This is a genomic window from Mesorhizobium sp. M4B.F.Ca.ET.203.01.1.1, from assembly GCF_004791025.1.
Classification (GTDB): domain Bacteria; phylum Pseudomonadota; class Alphaproteobacteria; order Rhizobiales; family Rhizobiaceae; genus Mesorhizobium; species Mesorhizobium abyssinicae.
In genome coordinates this window covers 153036-168842 of sequence record NZ_SRUO01000010.1, presented here as the reverse complement: position 1 = coordinate 168842, position 15807 = coordinate 153036, and the positions used below count along the sequence as shown (strand labels likewise).

The window sequence follows — 15807 nt, the reverse complement described above, 5'->3', positions numbered from 1 at the left end:
TCCCGCTTGACGCACACATATCTCAATGGTTATACGTCAATCAATAGCCACCGGGTTATCGATCCCATGACGAATGCCCACGACGCGCTGTTCAGGACACTTGCCGATCCGACCCGGCGCGCCATCTTCGAACGACTGTGCCAAAAGGGAGAGCAGACCGTGGGCGCCCTTACGGCCCAGTCCGGGGTGTCGCAGCCAGCCGTGTCGAAGCATCTCGGCGTCCTGAGGCAGGCAGGGCTGGTGCGCGACCGCCATGAGGGACGGCAGACCCACTATAGCGCGCAGCTAGGCGCGCTTGCTCCCCTGATGGATTGGACACGCCAGATGGCCGGCTTCTGGGAGAGCCGGTTCGACGACCTCGAGGATCTGCTCAAAAGAATGGACCAATGATCAATACTGCAACCGAAACCCGCTCCGTCGTCGTCGAGCGGGAGATACCTTATCCGCCGGAAAAGATCTGGCGCGCGCTGACGCAACCGCATCTGATCGAGGAGTGGCTGATGAAGAACAACTTCAAGCCGGTCGTGGACCATCGTTTCAGTGTCAGCGCGGACTGGGGCGGCGTCGACTGCCAGGTCCAAACGGTCGAGCCCAACAAGACGCTGTCCTACAGTTGGGACACCAAGGATCTCGAGAGCGTCGTCACCTGGACGCTCACCCCCACGAGCACGGGAACCCATTTACGCATGGAGCAGACCGGCTTCCGGCCGGATCAGCAACCCTACTACCGGGGCGCCACCGTCGGCTGGCCGAGGTACCTTGCAGCCCTGGAGCAGGTGCTGGCGCGGATGGACTGAAGTCTACCGGCAGTTCAAGTCAAGCCCACGTTCACCACGCGCTATGCCGCGCACGATGCCAATGGAGGAAACAGAATGAAGATCAAGCTGACCAAAGTGTATGTGGACGACCAGGAAAAGGCCCTCGCCTTCTACACCGACGTTCTCGGCTTCACCAAGAAGGCCGATTTCAGCAACGGGCCGTTTCGCTGGCTGACCGTCGCCTCGTCCGACGAGCCGGAGGGCACCGAGCTGCAGCTGGCGCTGAACGACAATCCCGCGGCCAAGTCCTACCAGCAGGCCATGTTCAAGCAGGGCCAGCCCGCCGTCATGTTCTTCACCGACGATATCGAGAGCGACCACGAGCGCCTCAAGGCACGAGGCGCCGCCTTCGCCATGGCGCCGACCACGGTCACCGGCTCGACCATTGCGCAAGTGAACGACAGCTGCGGCAACCTGGTCCAGATCACCCAGCTGGCGCGCTGGTAGCGCGGGCTTTTCCGCTCATTTCTCAGAGGAGGTCGTATTGAACTTTAGCCAGTGGATTCGGCAAATTCACCGTTGGCTGTCGATCGTCTTTACGGTGACCGTCATCGCCAACTTCGTCGCCATGGCATTGGGGGAGCCGCCCGCCTGGGTGGTATACTCGCCGCTCTTGCCGCTCTTCCTGCTGCTGTTTTCCGGCCTCTATATGTTCGTGCTGCCCTACACCGGCAAGTCGCGTAGCGAGCAGCGCGTGGGCGGATAGGGACGGATGGCGAAGACGCGTGGACAATCGAACGCCAAGCGGGCCGGCACAGAGCCGGTCCTGCTTTCAGGCGGCAACCCGCAGATCGCCAAGGGCTATGGCGACGCCCCGGTGCAGGCCTATATTGCCGCCATGCCGGGGTGGAAGCGCGATGTCGGCCGCCGTCTCGATGCGCTCATCGCGCGCGCCGTCCCCGGCGTCGAGAAGGCGGTCAAATGGAACTCGCCGCTTTACGGGGTCGAGGGCCAAGGTTGGTTCCTCGGCGTTCATTGCTTCGCGAAATACGTCAAGGTCGCCTTCTTCCGCGGCACGTCGCTCAGCCCGCTGCCTCCAGGCGAGTCCAGGACCAAGGAAACGCGCTACCTCGACATTCGCGAGGACGATCAGGTCGATGAAGCCCAGGTCGCCGAATGGGTGAAGCAGGCCAGCCGATTGCCCGGCGAACGGATGTGACCGGACGACGGCTACGTGGCGCAACAACAACACGAAGGGAGTGACAGCCAACCATGAACAATAGCGCATCGCCGGAAAGCAAGTCTCCTTCGCAGCTGATAGACGCCAGGATCGAGGAGTTGGGCGACTGGAGGGGCTGGATGCTCAGCCAGCTCCGCGGCCTGATCAAGGAGGCCGATCCCGACGTCGTCGAGGAGTGGAAATGGAGAGGCGTTCCCGTTTGGGAGGACGCCGGCATGATCTGCACGGGCGAGACCTACAAGGCCGTGGTCAAGCTGACCTTCGCCAAGGGGGCTTCCTTGGAGGATCCCTCCGGTCTCTTCAACTCCAGCTTGGAGGGCAACACCAGGCGCGCCATCGATTTCCACGAGGGCGATGCGATAAACGCCGAGGCTCTGAAGGCGCTGGTTCGCGCGGCTGTGAGCCTGAACAAGTCCAAGGCCAGGAAATAATCCGCAGGATCGACCGGCGGCAGCCAAGGTCTGTTGAGATTCAGGTCAGGCCGAGTCGAAAACGGTGATTTCCGAGAACCGGAGCGGAGCGTACTTAGAGTACGTGAGCACAGGAAGCGCAGGAAAGCGCCGTTTGCAGGCTGGCCTCACCTGAATATCAACAGACCTAGATCGTCACCACCATTTTGCCGGCATTGGCGAGCGGCGTCGTCACGCCCGACAGCATTGTGCGGATATGGGCGACGCTCTGGTAGCGGCCATTGACCGAGATGCGCGGCAAGGCATGCAGGAAGCCGGCATGCTCGGCGCGCAGCACGCCATGGCGCGTCGTCACCGCCGAGACGTAGCCGGCATCGCGGGCAAAGCCCACTTCGCGGCAGCCGACGGCGCTGGCATAGCCATAGGGATAGGCAAGATGGCGCGGCTCCTGGCCGAGCTTTTCCAGCAATATGCGCCGGACATCGCCGATCTCATGCCGCGCGTCGGCCTCCGAAAGCCGTTTCAGGTTGAGATGGTTGACGGTGTGAGCGCCGATCGTCACCAGCCCGTGCCCGGACATGGCCCGGATCTCGTCCCAGCTCATCAGCGTGCTCGGGCGCTTTGTCGCCAGATCGATGCCGTTCACGCGCGCAAATTCGCGCAGCGTCGCTCGCTGGTCTTCCTCGCGCACCTCCACCGTCAGCCAGCCATGCAGGCGAGCGTTGGCCTGGAGTTTCTTGCCGCGGGTCGAGCAATCGATCGTCACCGAGCCGTTGGGGGTCGGCAGCGTCAGCCGGTCGCGCGCGTTGACGATATCCTCGATCACGTCCCACCAGAGGTCGGCGGCGCCGTCGATCAGGCCGGGCGCGACATAGATGGTGATGGGTGCGCCGTGCTTTTCCAGCACCGGCAACGCTTCGGTCATGTTGTCGCGATAGGCGTCGTCGGCGGTGATGGTGGCGAACTGGCCGCCCTTGCCGCCGCACGCGACGCGTTCGATCGCCTCGTCCAGCGAAACGAAGGCGTAGCCTTCGGCCTTCATGTCGGCGATGAGGGCATCGAGGAAGCCGGGCGCAATGTTCAGGTGACGGTTGACGCCGTTCGGCTTCTCCGGCGTCGCGGTGACCCGGTGCAGCATCAGAATGGCGCCGATGCCGCCGACAAACGGCTTCGCCAGTGGCGCAAGGCCGGTGTAGCGGGCGAGGTTCAGCGCCAGTTTCCGGATTGCCTCGCCCCCGTCGATCATTCCTTCACCTTTTGCGCCTAGGCTCATCCAAGCACGGAACGCGCCCACGCGTACCCCCTGACTGGGACCAATACGCCTTAAGGATTGAGGTATGGTTGACGCTAGCGCGTCATTTGACGGCAATCGGCTGGCCGCGAGCGAGACGTCGCCACGCACCTCGCCGGTCGGTCAGGCCGGCCTGTCGGTTACCGTCGGCGACGCTGCGGCGCTTGCAACTTATGCGGGATTCTGCGGTTCTGCGCTGTTTGCGCCGGCGCAAAGTGACGGCTGGATCCGCAACTGGGCGCGAGCGGTTCATCCCGACATTGTCGTCGCGGCACTCCATATGGAAGACGAGCCGGTGCTTGCGCTGGCCCTTGAAGTCGTTCGTCGTGGACCATTCCGCGTCGCCCGCTTCATGGGCGGCCGCCATGCCAACGGCAATTTCGCCGCCGTCGCACCGGGCTGGCTGCCAATGGCCAACGCCGCGGCGATGCGTTCGATGCTGGCGGGCATCGCCAGGGCACGGCCCGACATCGACCTGATCTCGCTGGAGCGGCTGCTGCCCGACCTTGACGGCGCCGCCAATCCGCTCGCCGCCCTGCCCCATTTTCCGAGCCCGAATCTATCGCTCGGCGTCGATCTCGACGGCGGCTTCGACGCCTTGCTGGCGCGCGCCAGCGGCAAGCGCAAGCGCAAGAAGCACCGTTCGCAGACGCGCAAATTCGAGGCGGTCGGTGTCTTCCGCCGCATCGAGGCGCGCACGCGCGAGGATGTGGACAGGCTGCTCGATGCCTTCCTCGAAATGAAGGAGGTCCGCTTCCGCAAGATGGGCATCGCCAATGTCTTCGGCGAGCCGGAAGTTCGTGCCTTCTTTCGCGCCTTGTTCAGCGAAGCGCTGGCCGAAACAAAACCATCCTTCGTGCTGCACGGGCTTGAGGTCGCCGGCAAGTTGCGCGCCGTCACCGGATCGAGCCTGTCGGGCAAGCGCCTGATCTGCGAGTTCGGGGCGATCGCCGAGGATGATCTCGCCTTCACCAGCCCCGGCGACTTCCTGTTCTTCGACAACATCCAGGAAGCCTGCGAAACGGGCTTCGCCGTCTATGACTTCTCGGTCGGCGACGAGCCCTATAAGCGGCTCTGGTGCGATGTCGAGACGCAGCATTTCGAGGTGATGGCGCCGTTGACGCTGAAAGGCCGCGCGCTGGCGCTGGCGATGCGGCAGGGCGCACGGATAAAGGCCTTCATCAAGAACAGCCCGCTCATCTGGAAGCTGACCAAGATGCTGCGCCGCAAGGCCGCCGGACAGGCGGCCCCTGCGAGCGAGGACGACAGCTAGCCATATAGAAGCGCTGGGATCGTGGAGCTCTGCGCCGGCGGGCGGCCGGAGCAGATCCCTGTCTTATGCCGCCGTGCGCCGTCCCGGGACCGGCGTTCCCGGCGACTCGTGGCCGAGCGGCGTCACCAAGGTAAGCTCGGGATAGCCGTTCTCGATCAGCTTGACCGCGGCCTGTGTCACCTCGTCGTCCGCCTCCAGCATCGAGAGGAAGACCTCTGTCGCCTCGCCCGCCAGCCGGCTGATGCCTTGCGCGTCGGCCGGGCCGCATTCGACCACGACAAGGTCGTAGGCGGTGGTCAGCGACTGCATGATGATCGGCAGCCGGTCGGCGGCGCGCATGGCGCGGGCAGGATCGGCGGTGCCGACCGGGATCACGTGGCAGTCCGAGTAGAGATCGGCGTGGATGACGTCGCTGAACTGCGCCTCGGAGGCAAGCAGATCGGTGATCCCCGGGAAAAGCGCGCTGTCCAGCATTGGTCGCGAGGCGGCGCCCGAAGCGGTGAGGTCGAGCAGCAGCACGCGCAGGCCGGCGTCCGAGACCTCGCGCGCCACCAGCACGGCCGAAGCGGCGGCCTCGTCGCCTTCCGGCGACACGAATATGGCCCGCGCGGCACCCGAGGCGATCAGCTTCTCCGCCGCCTTCTCGATGTCGATCTCGCCCAGCGCCGAGGGTTTCGGCGCGGCGCTTTCGTCCAGTGCGTCCGCTGCGGTGGCGGCCTCCGGCTGAACCTCTCGATCAGCCAGGCGATCCCTGGCCAGCCCGGCATCGACAAGTGCCGGCTCGACGCGGGCAACCGGCATCTCGACCTGCTCGATTCGCCCGAAGCGGGCGCCGGCGGCCGGGCGCATGGCGCGGCCCGAGAACAATTCCCCAAGAAGCGTCGCGATCGCCATCAGAAGCAGCGAGGCGACGAAGGCGGCGCCGACGATCGGCACGATCTTCGGGAAATACGGCTCCGACGGCGTCACGGCGCGCGAGAAGATGCGCGCATCGACCGGCAGATAGTTACGGTCGCTGCGCGAGGACGCCTCGCGATAGCGGGTCATGTAGGATTCGAGCAGCTGGCGCTGGGCGTTGGCGTCGCGCTGCAGCGCGTCGAGCTCGACCTGCTGCTCGCCGGCGCGCGCCGATGCGGCCTTCAGCGTGTTGACGTCGCCGAGGAGCTGGTTCTCGCGCGCCTGGGCCGTCTGCGCCTGAGTCGCCAGGCCCTTCATGATCTTTTGCGCCTCGTTGCGAATCTGGCCGTCGAGATCGGCAAGCTGCGATTTCAGGGCGCGGATGCGGGGATGATTGTCGAGCAAGGTGGTGGAGAGGTCGGCGATGTTGGCCCGAAGCTCGACCTGCCGCTCGCGCAGGCGCTGGATCAGGTCGGAGTTCAGCACTTCCGGCACCGCGTCCAGCGAACCGCCGCTTTGCAGCGCCTTGCGCACGCTGTCGGCGGTCGCCTCGGCGGCGGCGCGATTGGCGCGCACCCGCGACAGTTCGGTGGACAGTTCGGAAAGCTGCTGGGTGGCCAGCACCGCATTGTTGCCGCCCATCAGCAGATCCGATTGGGCGCGGAAGTCGGCGACCTTGGCCTCGGCATCCTTGACCCGCTTCGACAGGTCGGCGATCTCAGGCGCCAGCCAGTCGGTGGCGGCGGCGTTCGATTCCAGCTTGGCGTTGCCCTGGACGGAAATGTAGGTGTCGGCGATGGCGTTCGGAATGTCGGCGGCGAGCCGAGGATCCTCAGAAGAAAACTCGATGACGATAACGCGAGATTTTTCAACGCTGTACACGTTGAGCTTCTCGCGCATCTTCTTCAGCACGCGCTCTTCCGGCGGGATTTCGTTGGGGTCGCTTTTCAGCCCGACGATGACCAACAGCCGTCTGAGCGCCGACATCTTGGCCGCCTCGTCGAACTCGGGCAGCCGCGACAGGTTGAGCTTGGCGGCCACCTGCTTGAGGATGTCTGTCGAGGCGATGACCTCGACCTGGCTGGCCACGCCCTGCTCATCGAGAATCGGCTTCTCGCTGTCGTTGCTGGTGCCGTCAGGCCGGGTGAAGACCGATTCGCGGGTTTCGATCAGCAGCTTCGTCTCAGCCTTATAGTGCGGCGTGGCGAGCCAGGCGAAAGCGAAGGCCAGACCGGTGACGGCGAGCGCAACGACCAGGATGCGCAGCCAGTTCCTCGCCAGACTGGCGAAGAGCTGCCTGAGATCGACATCGACGTCTGCGGCCGCGGACTGAACGGACATGCATCCTGCTCCGAACTTTGAGTCTAGGATGGACCGTAAACAACTATGGTAACTCAGCCGTTAAGATCAGTACGAACCCCTATTAGAGACGACTGAAGAACATTCAGCAAAGACAGTAGAATAGCTACGCTTTTTGACGACCGCCGCCGCCGCGGACGGCAAACCTTTACCGGCCATTAACCCTAACAGGACGATAACGGATTCCGTTCCCTGGGGTTTGCCGCAACATATGGCGGCCAGCGATGAAGGTTCGTGACCGGCCATGAAAAGCACTGCCTCCCTCTTTCGTGCTCTGCTTGCCGTGTCGATGCTCGCCGGCTGCTCAAGCTACCGGCCGACGCCGGCGGCCTTTCATGAGGTGCTCGACCAGCCCTACCGACTCGGCGCCGGCGACCGCGTCCGCGTCACGGTCTTCGAGCAGGACGGCCTGACCAACACCTACAGTGTCGACCAGTCCGGCTACATGTCCTTGCCGCTGGTCGGCGCCGTGCCGGCGCGCGGCCACACCGCCCAGCAGCTCGAGAAGGAAATCGCCGACAAATTGCGGCAAGGCTATCTGCGCGATCCCGATGTCTCGGTCGAGATCGACCGCTACCGGCCGATCTTCGTCATGGGTGAAGTGGGTGCTGCCGGCCAGTATTCCTATGTGCCGGGCCTGACGGTGCAAAAGGCGATCGCGATCGCCGGCGGCTTCTCGCCGCGCGCCAACCAGGAAAGCGTCGACATCACCCGCGACATCAACGGCAAGGTAATGACCGGACGGGTGGTCACATCCGATCCGCTGCTGCCCGGCGATACCGTCTACGTCCGCGAACGGCTGTTTTGACAACCAACGTGGCGAACCAATTGCGGATCGTCCATTGCTTTCGCTCACCCGTCGGCGGGATATTCCGGCACGTGCGCGACCTGACCGAGGCGCAGATCGCTTCGGGTCACTCAGTCGGCATTGTCTGCGACTCGACCACCGGTGGCGAATTCGAGGAACGGCTGTTCGAGGGCATGACGGACAGCCTGGCGCTCGGCATCCATCGCACGCCGATGCAGCGCCATGTCGGGCCGGGCGACCTCGCCTCGGCCTGGCGCACCTACCGAATCATCAAGGAATTGCGGCCGGACGTGCTGCACGGGCACGGCGCCAAGGGTGGCGCCTATGCCCGGCTGTTCGGCTCATTGTTGCGGGTATCCAGGTCTCGCGTAGCCCGCCTTTATTCGCCGCATGGCGGCTCCCTCCACTATGACGAAACCACGGCCACCGGAAAGCTGTTCTTCGCGCTGGAGCGCTTCATGGCGCGCTTCACCGACTGCCTGCTGTTCGTCTCCGACTACGAGCGCCGCACCTGGCGCAGGAAGGTGGGCGAACCACCCATCCCCAACACGCTGGTCTACAATGGCCTGCGCGCGGTCGAGTTCGAACCGGTGGGGAGCGTGCCCGACGCGGCCGACCTGCTCTATATCGGCATGATGCGCGACCTCAAGGGTCCCGACATCTTCATCGATGCGCTGGCGCTGGCCGGCAACAGGCTTGGCCGACGCTTGAGCGCCGTGATGGTCGGCGATGGCGACGACCTGCCGCGATACCACGAACAGGTGAAACGGCTCGGCCTCGACGGCCATGTCCGCTTCCTGCCGCCGATGCCGGCCAGGGACGCCTTCACGCTGGCGGAGCTGATCGTCGTGCCATCCCGCGCCGAGGCCATGCCCTATATCGTGCTGGAGACGCTGGCCGCCGGCAAGCCGATGATTGCCACCGCTGTCGGCGGCATTCCGGAAATTTTCGGCGAAACCTCCCGCGCCTTGATCCGGCCCGACCCGAACCAGCTCGGCGACAGGCTGAGCGACGCGCTAGCCGATCTCGGCGCCTACCAGCGCCTGATGCCCGGGGCGCCCGACCTCAAGGCACGCTTCGGCGCCGACGTCATGGCGGCGGAGATCGAGAAGGCCTATTTTGCCGCGCTTCGGCGCTAGAGCGTGGTCGGCTTGATCTCAAGTATTTTTCACGCCGATCAGCGCCCTTTTCCTCAACGCTGGGTGGCAACCGCTTCAAAGCCATCGGTTGTCTCAAGGGTTTCTTAGCTCTCTTTTGCTATTCAGCTGAGCGAAGCCCGCGGACAATCCAATGAACGAGATCGACCCCGCACACCGCTTTTCCATGGACGCGGTACGCAAATTCGACGGCCCTGCCCCGAGCGAAGCATCGAGCAGCCTCAACGATGTGGCGCGCCAGGTCGCCTCGCAATACCGGCGCGATACGATGTCGCCGATCATGGTCAGCGGCGTGCTGCGCATGGTCGAGTTCGCGCTGCTGTTCCTGTCGGGTCTCTGCGTCTATGTCTACTATGTCGGCTTCTTCAAATATCTCGCCTGGCAGTACCCGCTGACGATCGCCGCGGCCTCGTTCCTGGCGGTGGTGCTGCTCGACGTCACCGACAGCTACCAGGTCTCGGCCCTGATGCGGCCGATCGCCAATTTTGGCCGCGTGCTCCTGGTCTGGGCCGGCACTTACGCGCTGATGGCGCTGACGGCCTTCATCATGAAGATTTCGGAGGATTACTCGCGCCTCCTGTTCGGCACCTGGTTTGTCGTCGGCTTCGTGCTTATCTTCGGCCTCAGGCTGGTGATGTCCAACCTGATCCGGCGCTGGGCCCGCGACGGACGCATGGAGCGGCGCGCCGTCATCGTCGGTGGCGGTAAGTCGGCCGAGATGCTGATCCGCTCGGTCGAGAGGCAGCCCTACAACGACATCCGCATCTGCGGCATCTTCGACGATCGCGGCGACAAGCGCTCGCCGCCGATCGTCGCCGGCTATCCCAAGCTCGGCAACATTTCCGAGCTGATCGACTTCGCGCGCATTGCCCGCATCGACATGCTGATCGTGTCGCTGCCGCTGACCGCCGAATCGCGCGTGCTGCAGCTGCTGAAGAAGCTGTGGGTGCTGCCAGTCGACATCCGGCTGTCGGCGCATTCGAACGCGCTGCAATTCCGCCCGCGCGCCTATTCCTACATCGGCTCGGTGCCGATGCTCGACATATTCGACAAGCCGATCAACGACTGGGATTCGGTCGCGAAGCGCGCCTTCGACATCCTGTTCTCGATCATCGGCATCATCGTCTTCTCGCCGGTCATGCTGGCGACGGCGATCGCCATCAAGCTCGACAGCAAGGGGCCGGTGCTGTTCAAGCAGAAGCGGCACGGCTTCAACAACGAGGTCATCGAGGTCTACAAGTTCCGTTCGATGTACACCGACCGCTCGGACCCGACCGCCAAGCAGACGGTGACCAAGAACGATCCGCGCGTCACCCGCGTCGGCCGCTTCATCCGCAAGACCTCGATCGACGAGCTGCCGCAGTTCTTCAATTCGCTGTTCGGCTCGCTGTCGCTGATCGGTCCGCGTCCGCATGCGATCGCCGCCCAGTCGCACAACCTTCTCTACAACGAGGTGGTCGACGGCTATTTCGCCCGCCACAAGGTCAAGCCCGGCGTCACCGGCTGGGCGCAGATCAATGGCTGGCGCGGCGAGATGGACACCAATGAGAAGATCCGCATGCGCACCGAATACGACCTCTATTACATCGAGAACTGGTCGCTGCTGTTCGATCTCAGGATCCTGTTCCTGACCCCGGTGCGGCTGCTCAACACGGAAAACGCCTATTGAGCGCGGTGGCCCATGAGCTGCCGGCGGCCGCGGTCAACAAGTTGCCGCCCCAGGCGGTCAACAAGTTGCCGCCCCAGGCGGTCAACCAGTTGCCGCCTCAGGCGGTCAACGCCAAGCTGGCGGCGCTGATTGCATCGGCCGCGGTGTTCTTCGGCGTCCTGCTTTCCGGCTTCGTCATCGACGAACCGGCGCCTTACGACCTCTTCATGGTCTGCCTGATCGCGGTGTGGGCGCTGTTCGGCCTGCGGATCTCGCGGGCGGCGGTGCCGCTTCTGGTGCTGCTGATAGTGATGAACATCGGCGGCATGATCTCGATGACGCAGATGGCGAACCTCGCCAACACGCCGCTCTATCTTGCCGTGTCGATGTTCCTCGCCTTCACCGCGATCTTCTATGCCGCGGTCACGTCGGTGCAGCCTCGTCTCTACCGGCTGATCTTCACCGCCTATGTGGTGTCGGCGGTGCTGACCGCGCTGCTCGGCATTGCCGGCTATTTCCACGCCTTCCCGGGAGCGGAGGTCTTCACCAAATACGACCGCGCCGCCGGCGCCTTCCAGGACCCGAACGTGTTCGGGCCGTTCCTGGTGCTGCCCGGCGTCTACCTGCTTTATCTGCTCCTGACCGGCCCCGTCGCGCGCATGCCGCTGGTCGCCGCGCCGCTCCTGGTCATCACCGCCGGCATCTTCTTTTCCTTCTCGCGCGGCGCCTGGGGCATGTTCGCGGTTTCGGCCGTGCTGCTGACCGGCGCACTCTTCCTGCAGAGCAACAGCGGCAAGTTCCGGCTGCGCGTGGTCATCATGACGGTCGCCGCCATGGCGCTGCTTGTCATCGCCATGGTCGTCATCCTGCAACTGCCGGGCGTGGCCGAGATGTTCTCCAGCCGCGCCCATCTCGAGCAAAGCTACGACACCGCCCGCCTTGGCCGGTTCGCCCGCTACACGATCGGCTTCCAGATGGCGATGGAGCATCCGTTCGGCATCGGCCCGCTGGTGTTCGGCACCATCTTTGGCGAGGACACGCACGACATCTGGCTGAAGATGCTGATGGACTACGGCTGGCTTGGCTTCATCTGTTTCCTGACGCTGACAGTGTGGACGATCGTGGCCGGCTTCCGCATCCTTCTGCGCGACCGGCCCTGGCAGCCCTATCTCTTGTGCGCCTATGTCGCCTTCATCGGCAATATCGGGCTCGGCACCTTCATCGACATCGATCACTGGCGCCATGTCTACCTGCTGCTCGGCCTGATCTGGGGCGCGATCGCGCTCGAATACCGGCATCAGAAGACTTAGGCCGGAGACAAGCGCGAACGTCATCTCACCCATCCGTCACACTCCAGCCCGGACGGACGTGTGCGCGCAATGGGCCAAGCAGTTTTCAACCAAGGCTGAACGAGAGCTCATTGACGTAGCGTGTCCAGCGCCCTTTTCGCTTCGATGAGGTCGACGACCGGATATCTGGATTCAAGCGCGTCAATTTTAGATCGAAGCCGCACTTCTGCCTCATGGACACGACCTTGTAGCGCGAGAATTGGTGCAAGTTGCGTTATGGCGCGGAGTTCAAAAAGTCGCGCTTTCTGCCGCTTTGAAGTAGCAATCGCTGTTTCGAATAGGCGCGCGGCACCAGCTAGGTCACCTTTGCTCGCGGCGATTTGGCCACGAAGCCGGAGGCATTCTGCCAGGTAGCTTGTCTCGTCCGTGTCGAAAACGAGTGTATCGACATCATCAAGCATTTGCGATGCGTCTTCGATGCGACTGGCCCTCAGGAGAAGACCACAAAGTTCGCATGCTTTCTCAGGGGTATGAAATACGACGCCGTGCCCACGCCAAAGAACCAAACTCTCCCGGACGTCATCGATGCCGGCATCCAGTTCGCCTAAATGCGAGCGGGCATGACCACGCCACCTAATGCCGCTGCCTCGACGCGCCGTGTAGCCATGCAGTTCGCAAATCTCGACGATCTTCGTAGCGTTCTCAAGGAGTTCCTCGTATTGACCAAGTAGCGCGCACAATTGGCACTGCACGAGAAGATGCCACGCGAGGTCGAAAGGCTTGTCGAGCTGGTCAAAATAGCGCATCAGGCGCTCTTTCTCTTCGACTGCAGCATCAAAGAAACCCAATATGATCAGCGATTCGCTGAAATATGCTTGGGCAGAGACACGTTGATCCGCACCGGCGAACGAAATACGATGACTTGGGTCAACGCGATCAATCAGATCTAAGGCCTTGCGCAAGGCCTCTGCTGCCAGCGGCTCTTCTCCTCGGTTGGAATGAGCGATCCCCTTTGTTGCCCAAAGACCACTCAGATGGGCCGTTGGAAGGAGATCGGCACAGTTTGCGAGCTGCTCTTCGGCCAGGGTCAGGTAATCGTGATTGCGCCCAGTGGCATAAAAAAATGGAGCGAGTGAAAGCGCAACGTCACATTGCAATTCGACCGATGCAGTCTTCGCGGCTGCAAGACGTGCGTCTTCAAGCGTCTTCCCAAGGCGCTCAGAACGATACCCTTCTGCCTGCATCAAGGCATTGGCCATCGCAAGATGGAGACGCGTCACCCGTTCGGCGCCGCCGGAGACGTCGCCAAGTCTCCTGCTGCAATCAATAGCACTGGCAAAGTGCGACACGGCTTCCCGGGTTGCCGCTCTGGCCAGAGCGGCCTCTCCCGCCTTTTGCCAGTGATCGACCGAGCTCGCCCAATCCCCCGCTTCCTGAAGGTGGTGCGCAAGGAGCTCGGGTTGCGCTTCGGTGATTTCGATCCACTGTTCCTCTAACATATCTGCGACCCGCTTATGTAGCTCCTGGCGCTTGGCGCGCAGCAGCGTGCCATACGCTGCGTCCTGAACGAGCGCATGCTTGAAGAGGTAAGTGGCCAGTGGACGAGTCCCGCGGCAGAACACCAGACCGGCGCCGACGAGTTGATCCAGTGCGCCATTTAGCTCAGCGGCATTTCGCTGTGCTACCGCTGCCAGCAATTCGTAGGAGAACTCCCGACCGAGAACCGCGCCAATTTGTGCGACCTCCTTAACGGCTGAGCCGAGGCGATCGAGCCGCGCCATCAACGAGGCATGCAGCGTGGCGGGAACGTTCAACACCGTCGCACCAGCTCTTGAGAGCACTGTCCTGGCGTTCCCGCCCTCCAATACTGCCTTGGTCAGCTCCTCGACGAACAGCGGCACCCCATCCGTGCGCTCGATGATCTCTGCGACAAGGTCGCTCGGCAGCTCTCCGGTGCCTACGACCCGCTGGACCAGCGCAGCACCTTCACGACGGTCGAGTCGATTGAGGACAAGAACCGTGACGTGCGCCTGCCCGGTCCACGGTGGTTGAAACTCGGGGCGAAAGGTGAGGAGAAGCAGCACTGGCAAGCGCGGCACTCGCTCGATGACCAAGTCGAGCAGCTCGCGCGAGCTGGGGTCGATCCAGTGGACATCCTCGAAGAGCATCAGCAGCGGACCTTGTCGCGCCAAGCCTTGGAGGTGCCGAAGCAGCGCCTCGAAGGTCTTTTCCTTCTTACGTTGGGGTGTCAGCTGGACAGGCGGAAAGCGACCTTCGGTCGGCAACGACAGCAGCTCGGCCAGCAGCGCCACGTCCTCCGACGAGGCCGGGGCAAGCAGGGCCGCAAGCTTATCCAGCTTCCCCGACATGTCGTCGCGCTCGAACCCAGCTGCGCGTCCGAGCTGCGCAATGATCGGATGGAGCGCGCTGTCTTGGTGGTGCGCTGAGCAGAAATAGCGCAAGTAGGTGCGCGGCTCATTCTGGATCCGCTCCTGCAAGGTGACAGTGAGGCGCGATTTTCCTATGCCCGGCTCACCTGAGAGCAGTACCACGCGACCTTCGCCACTTTTGGCGCGATGCCAGTGACGCTCCAGCAGGTCGACCTCCTCCTGACGTCCGACCAGCGGCGTGGGGGTTGCCCCGTGCAGCGCCTCGAAGCGGCTTTCGACAGCGCTCTCACGAGTCACTTGATAGGCGTGGATCGGCTCCGGAAAGCCTTTCACCTCGACGGAGCCAAGATCGTGATATTCGAAAAGATCGCCAACCAGCTGCCGCGATTGCGGCCCGATCACGACCGTGTCGGGTTCGGCGAGAGCCTGCAGGCGGGCAGCGAGGTTCGGCGTCTCGCCCACCACGCCGCGCTCCTGCCCTTCGCCGGCGGAGATCAGATCGCCAACGACGACCTGCCCGGTGCCGACGCCGATACGAACCCGCAATGGCTCGGGCTCTTGGAGTCGCCTAACAGCATCGACGAGAGCAAGACCAGCGCGCACAGACTGTTCCGCGTCGTTCTCGTGCGCTTGCGGGTAGCCGAAATAAACCAAGACCCCGTCGCCCATATACTTGGCGACAAAGCCGCCAAAGTGAGCGACCGTATTGGCGACACAGCGGTGATACGCTCCGATGATCTCGCGCAGGTCCTCCGGATCCAGACGCGACGCGAGCGCCGTCGATCCAACGAGATCCACGAACATGACGGTCAGCTGTCGACGCTCCGCGCCTAGGTCCTGGCGGTTTTGAGCCACGATGTCATCGGTGCTCGGGGCGGGACGGCTTGATGCCATCCCCAGCCTCACTACCGCCTTACGAAATCGCTTGCGATGACCAAGCAGCATACCGAGCTTCTCGAGGTCGGCATCGGTCAGCTCCGGCAGAACTTCCGCGTCGATGGCGTTATCGCGAAATGCCTGCTCGTATTGCTGGAGCCCGAGGCCTCGCAACCAGACGGCAACGTCCACACCAGCTCTCCCAACGAATGGGGTCCCTCAGCAATGTTAACTCAGATGCCAGGGAATGAAGAGATGCATGGGAACACACCGAGAACATCCGGTGTGCTTTTCGGTGTGCTTTTTGGTCACGAAAGGCACACCGGGACCTTGTTTGTTCTAGTTCCCTCGATTTTGTTCGGACAAGGCACTTGCGCCAGACCCCTTGAGAATATAGGGCTTTGCGCGGTC

Annotated in this window: 14 protein-coding genes; 11 read left to right on the top strand and 3 right to left on the bottom strand. The window is 63.2% G+C overall.

Annotated elements, in window-relative coordinates; translation table 11 throughout:
- The first annotated feature begins 66 nt into the window (after positions 1 to 66).
- The 6 genes from EN846_RS21630 (at position 67) to EN846_RS21605 (ending at position 2429) form a co-directional block, all read left to right on the top strand.
- On the top strand, positions 67 to 390 hold the full coding sequence (locus tag EN846_RS21630) for a metalloregulator ArsR/SmtB family transcription factor (RefSeq protein WP_127392207.1): 324 nt from the start codon (positions 67 to 69) through the stop codon (positions 388 to 390).
- Positions 387 to 797, top strand: a complete 411-nt coding sequence (locus tag EN846_RS21625; protein WP_127392206.1) for an SRPBCC domain-containing protein — start codon at positions 387 to 389, stop codon at positions 795 to 797. The genes EN846_RS21630 and EN846_RS21625 overlap by 4 nt, the downstream gene beginning before the upstream one ends.
- A gap of 75 nt (positions 798 to 872) precedes the next feature.
- The gene (locus tag EN846_RS21620) at positions 873 to 1265 is read left to right on the top strand and encodes a VOC family protein (RefSeq protein ID WP_127392205.1); all 393 of its coding nucleotides are present in this window, start codon (positions 873 to 875) and stop codon (positions 1263 to 1265) included.
- 37 nt (positions 1266 to 1302) lie between these two features.
- Positions 1303 to 1524, top strand: coding sequence for a hypothetical protein (locus tag EN846_RS21615; RefSeq protein WP_127392204.1), 222 nt, complete (start codon positions 1303 to 1305; stop codon positions 1522 to 1524).
- A 6-nt stretch (positions 1525 to 1530) separates the two neighbouring features.
- Positions 1531 to 1977 (top strand): DUF1801 domain-containing protein, encoded by a 447-nt coding sequence (locus EN846_RS21610; RefSeq protein ID WP_127392203.1) that lies wholly within the window; start codon positions 1531 to 1533, stop codon positions 1975 to 1977.
- 53 nt (positions 1978 to 2030) lie between these two features.
- Complete coding sequence (locus EN846_RS21605; protein WP_127392202.1) at positions 2031 to 2429, top strand: DUF1801 domain-containing protein; 399 nt, start codon at positions 2031 to 2033, stop codon at positions 2427 to 2429.
- Between the two features lie 166 nt (positions 2430 to 2595).
- On the opposite strand, the gene EN846_RS21600 is transcribed toward EN846_RS21605, so the two are convergent.
- Positions 2596 to 3654, bottom strand: a complete 1059-nt coding sequence (locus EN846_RS21600; protein WP_127392201.1) for a polysaccharide deacetylase family protein — start codon at positions 3652 to 3654, stop codon at positions 2596 to 2598.
- 91 nt (positions 3655 to 3745) lie between these two features.
- On the opposite strand from EN846_RS21600, the gene EN846_RS21595 reads away from it, so the two are divergent.
- Complete coding sequence (locus EN846_RS21595) at positions 3746 to 4972, top strand: GNAT family N-acetyltransferase (protein ID WP_127282144.1); 1227 nt, start codon at positions 3746 to 3748, stop codon at positions 4970 to 4972.
- Between the two features lie 63 nt (positions 4973 to 5035).
- Here the strand turns inward: EN846_RS21595 and EN846_RS21590 are convergent, their stop codons facing one another.
- On the bottom strand, positions 5036 to 7210 hold the full coding sequence (locus tag EN846_RS21590) for an exopolysaccharide transport family protein (RefSeq protein WP_128346371.1): 2175 nt from the start codon (positions 7208 to 7210) through the stop codon (positions 5036 to 5038).
- Between the two features lie 262 nt (positions 7211 to 7472).
- Here EN846_RS21590 and EN846_RS21585 point away from each other — a divergent pair, with 262 nt between their 5' ends.
- The 4 genes from EN846_RS21585 to EN846_RS21570 all read left to right on the top strand — a co-directional run bounded on the left by EN846_RS21585 (position 7473) and on the right by EN846_RS21570 (position 12151).
- Positions 7473 to 8036 carry a polysaccharide biosynthesis/export family protein gene (locus tag EN846_RS21585; RefSeq protein ID WP_127282146.1) on the top strand — a complete coding sequence of 188 codons (564 nt, stop codon included), beginning with the start codon at positions 7473 to 7475 and terminating at the stop codon, positions 8034 to 8036.
- 8 nt (positions 8037 to 8044) lie between these two features.
- A complete protein-coding gene (locus EN846_RS21580; protein WP_127282147.1) occupies positions 8045 to 9175 on the top strand; it encodes a glycosyltransferase family 4 protein in 1131 nt (376 codons plus the stop codon).
- Between the two features lie 151 nt (positions 9176 to 9326).
- The gene (locus tag EN846_RS21575; protein WP_127282148.1) at positions 9327 to 10862 is read left to right on the top strand and encodes an undecaprenyl-phosphate glucose phosphotransferase; all 1536 of its coding nucleotides are present in this window, start codon (positions 9327 to 9329) and stop codon (positions 10860 to 10862) included.
- A gap of 89 nt (positions 10863 to 10951) precedes the next feature.
- The gene (locus EN846_RS21570) at positions 10952 to 12151 is read left to right on the top strand and encodes an O-antigen ligase family protein (protein WP_127392056.1); all 1200 of its coding nucleotides are present in this window, start codon (positions 10952 to 10954) and stop codon (positions 12149 to 12151) included.
- Between the two features lie 107 nt (positions 12152 to 12258).
- Here EN846_RS21570 and EN846_RS21565 read toward each other — a convergent pair whose 3' ends face one another.
- Positions 12259 to 15588 (bottom strand): AAA family ATPase, encoded by a 3330-nt coding sequence (locus EN846_RS21565; RefSeq protein ID WP_127392050.1) that lies wholly within the window; start codon positions 15586 to 15588, stop codon positions 12259 to 12261.
- Between the last annotated feature and the right edge of the window lie 219 nt (positions 15589 to 15807).

Coding starts and splice junctions, on each gene's coding strand:
- EN846_RS21595 (WP_127282144.1), top strand. CDS start 3,746: ATGGTTGACGCTAGCGCGTCATTTGACGGCAATCGGCTGGCCGCGAGC.
- EN846_RS21610 (WP_127392203.1), top strand. CDS start 1,531: ATGGCGAAGACGCGTGGACAATCGAACGCCAAGCGGGCCGGCACAGAG.
- EN846_RS21605 (WP_127392202.1), top strand. CDS start 2,031: ATGAACAATAGCGCATCGCCGGAAAGCAAGTCTCCTTCGCAGCTGATA.
- EN846_RS21600 (WP_127392201.1), bottom strand. CDS start 3,654: ATGATCGACGGGGGCGAGGCAATCCGGAAACTGGCGCTGAACCTCGCC.
- EN846_RS21630 (WP_127392207.1), top strand. CDS start 67: ATGACGAATGCCCACGACGCGCTGTTCAGGACACTTGCCGATCCGACC.
- EN846_RS21575 (WP_127282148.1), top strand. CDS start 9,327: ATGAACGAGATCGACCCCGCACACCGCTTTTCCATGGACGCGGTACGC.
- EN846_RS21590 (WP_128346371.1), bottom strand. CDS start 7,210: ATGTCCGTTCAGTCCGCGGCCGCAGACGTCGATGTCGATCTCAGGCAG.
- EN846_RS21620 (WP_127392205.1), top strand. CDS start 873: ATGAAGATCAAGCTGACCAAAGTGTATGTGGACGACCAGGAAAAGGCC.
- EN846_RS21625 (WP_127392206.1), top strand. CDS start 387: ATGATCAATACTGCAACCGAAACCCGCTCCGTCGTCGTCGAGCGGGAG.
- EN846_RS21585 (WP_127282146.1), top strand. CDS start 7,473: ATGAAAAGCACTGCCTCCCTCTTTCGTGCTCTGCTTGCCGTGTCGATG.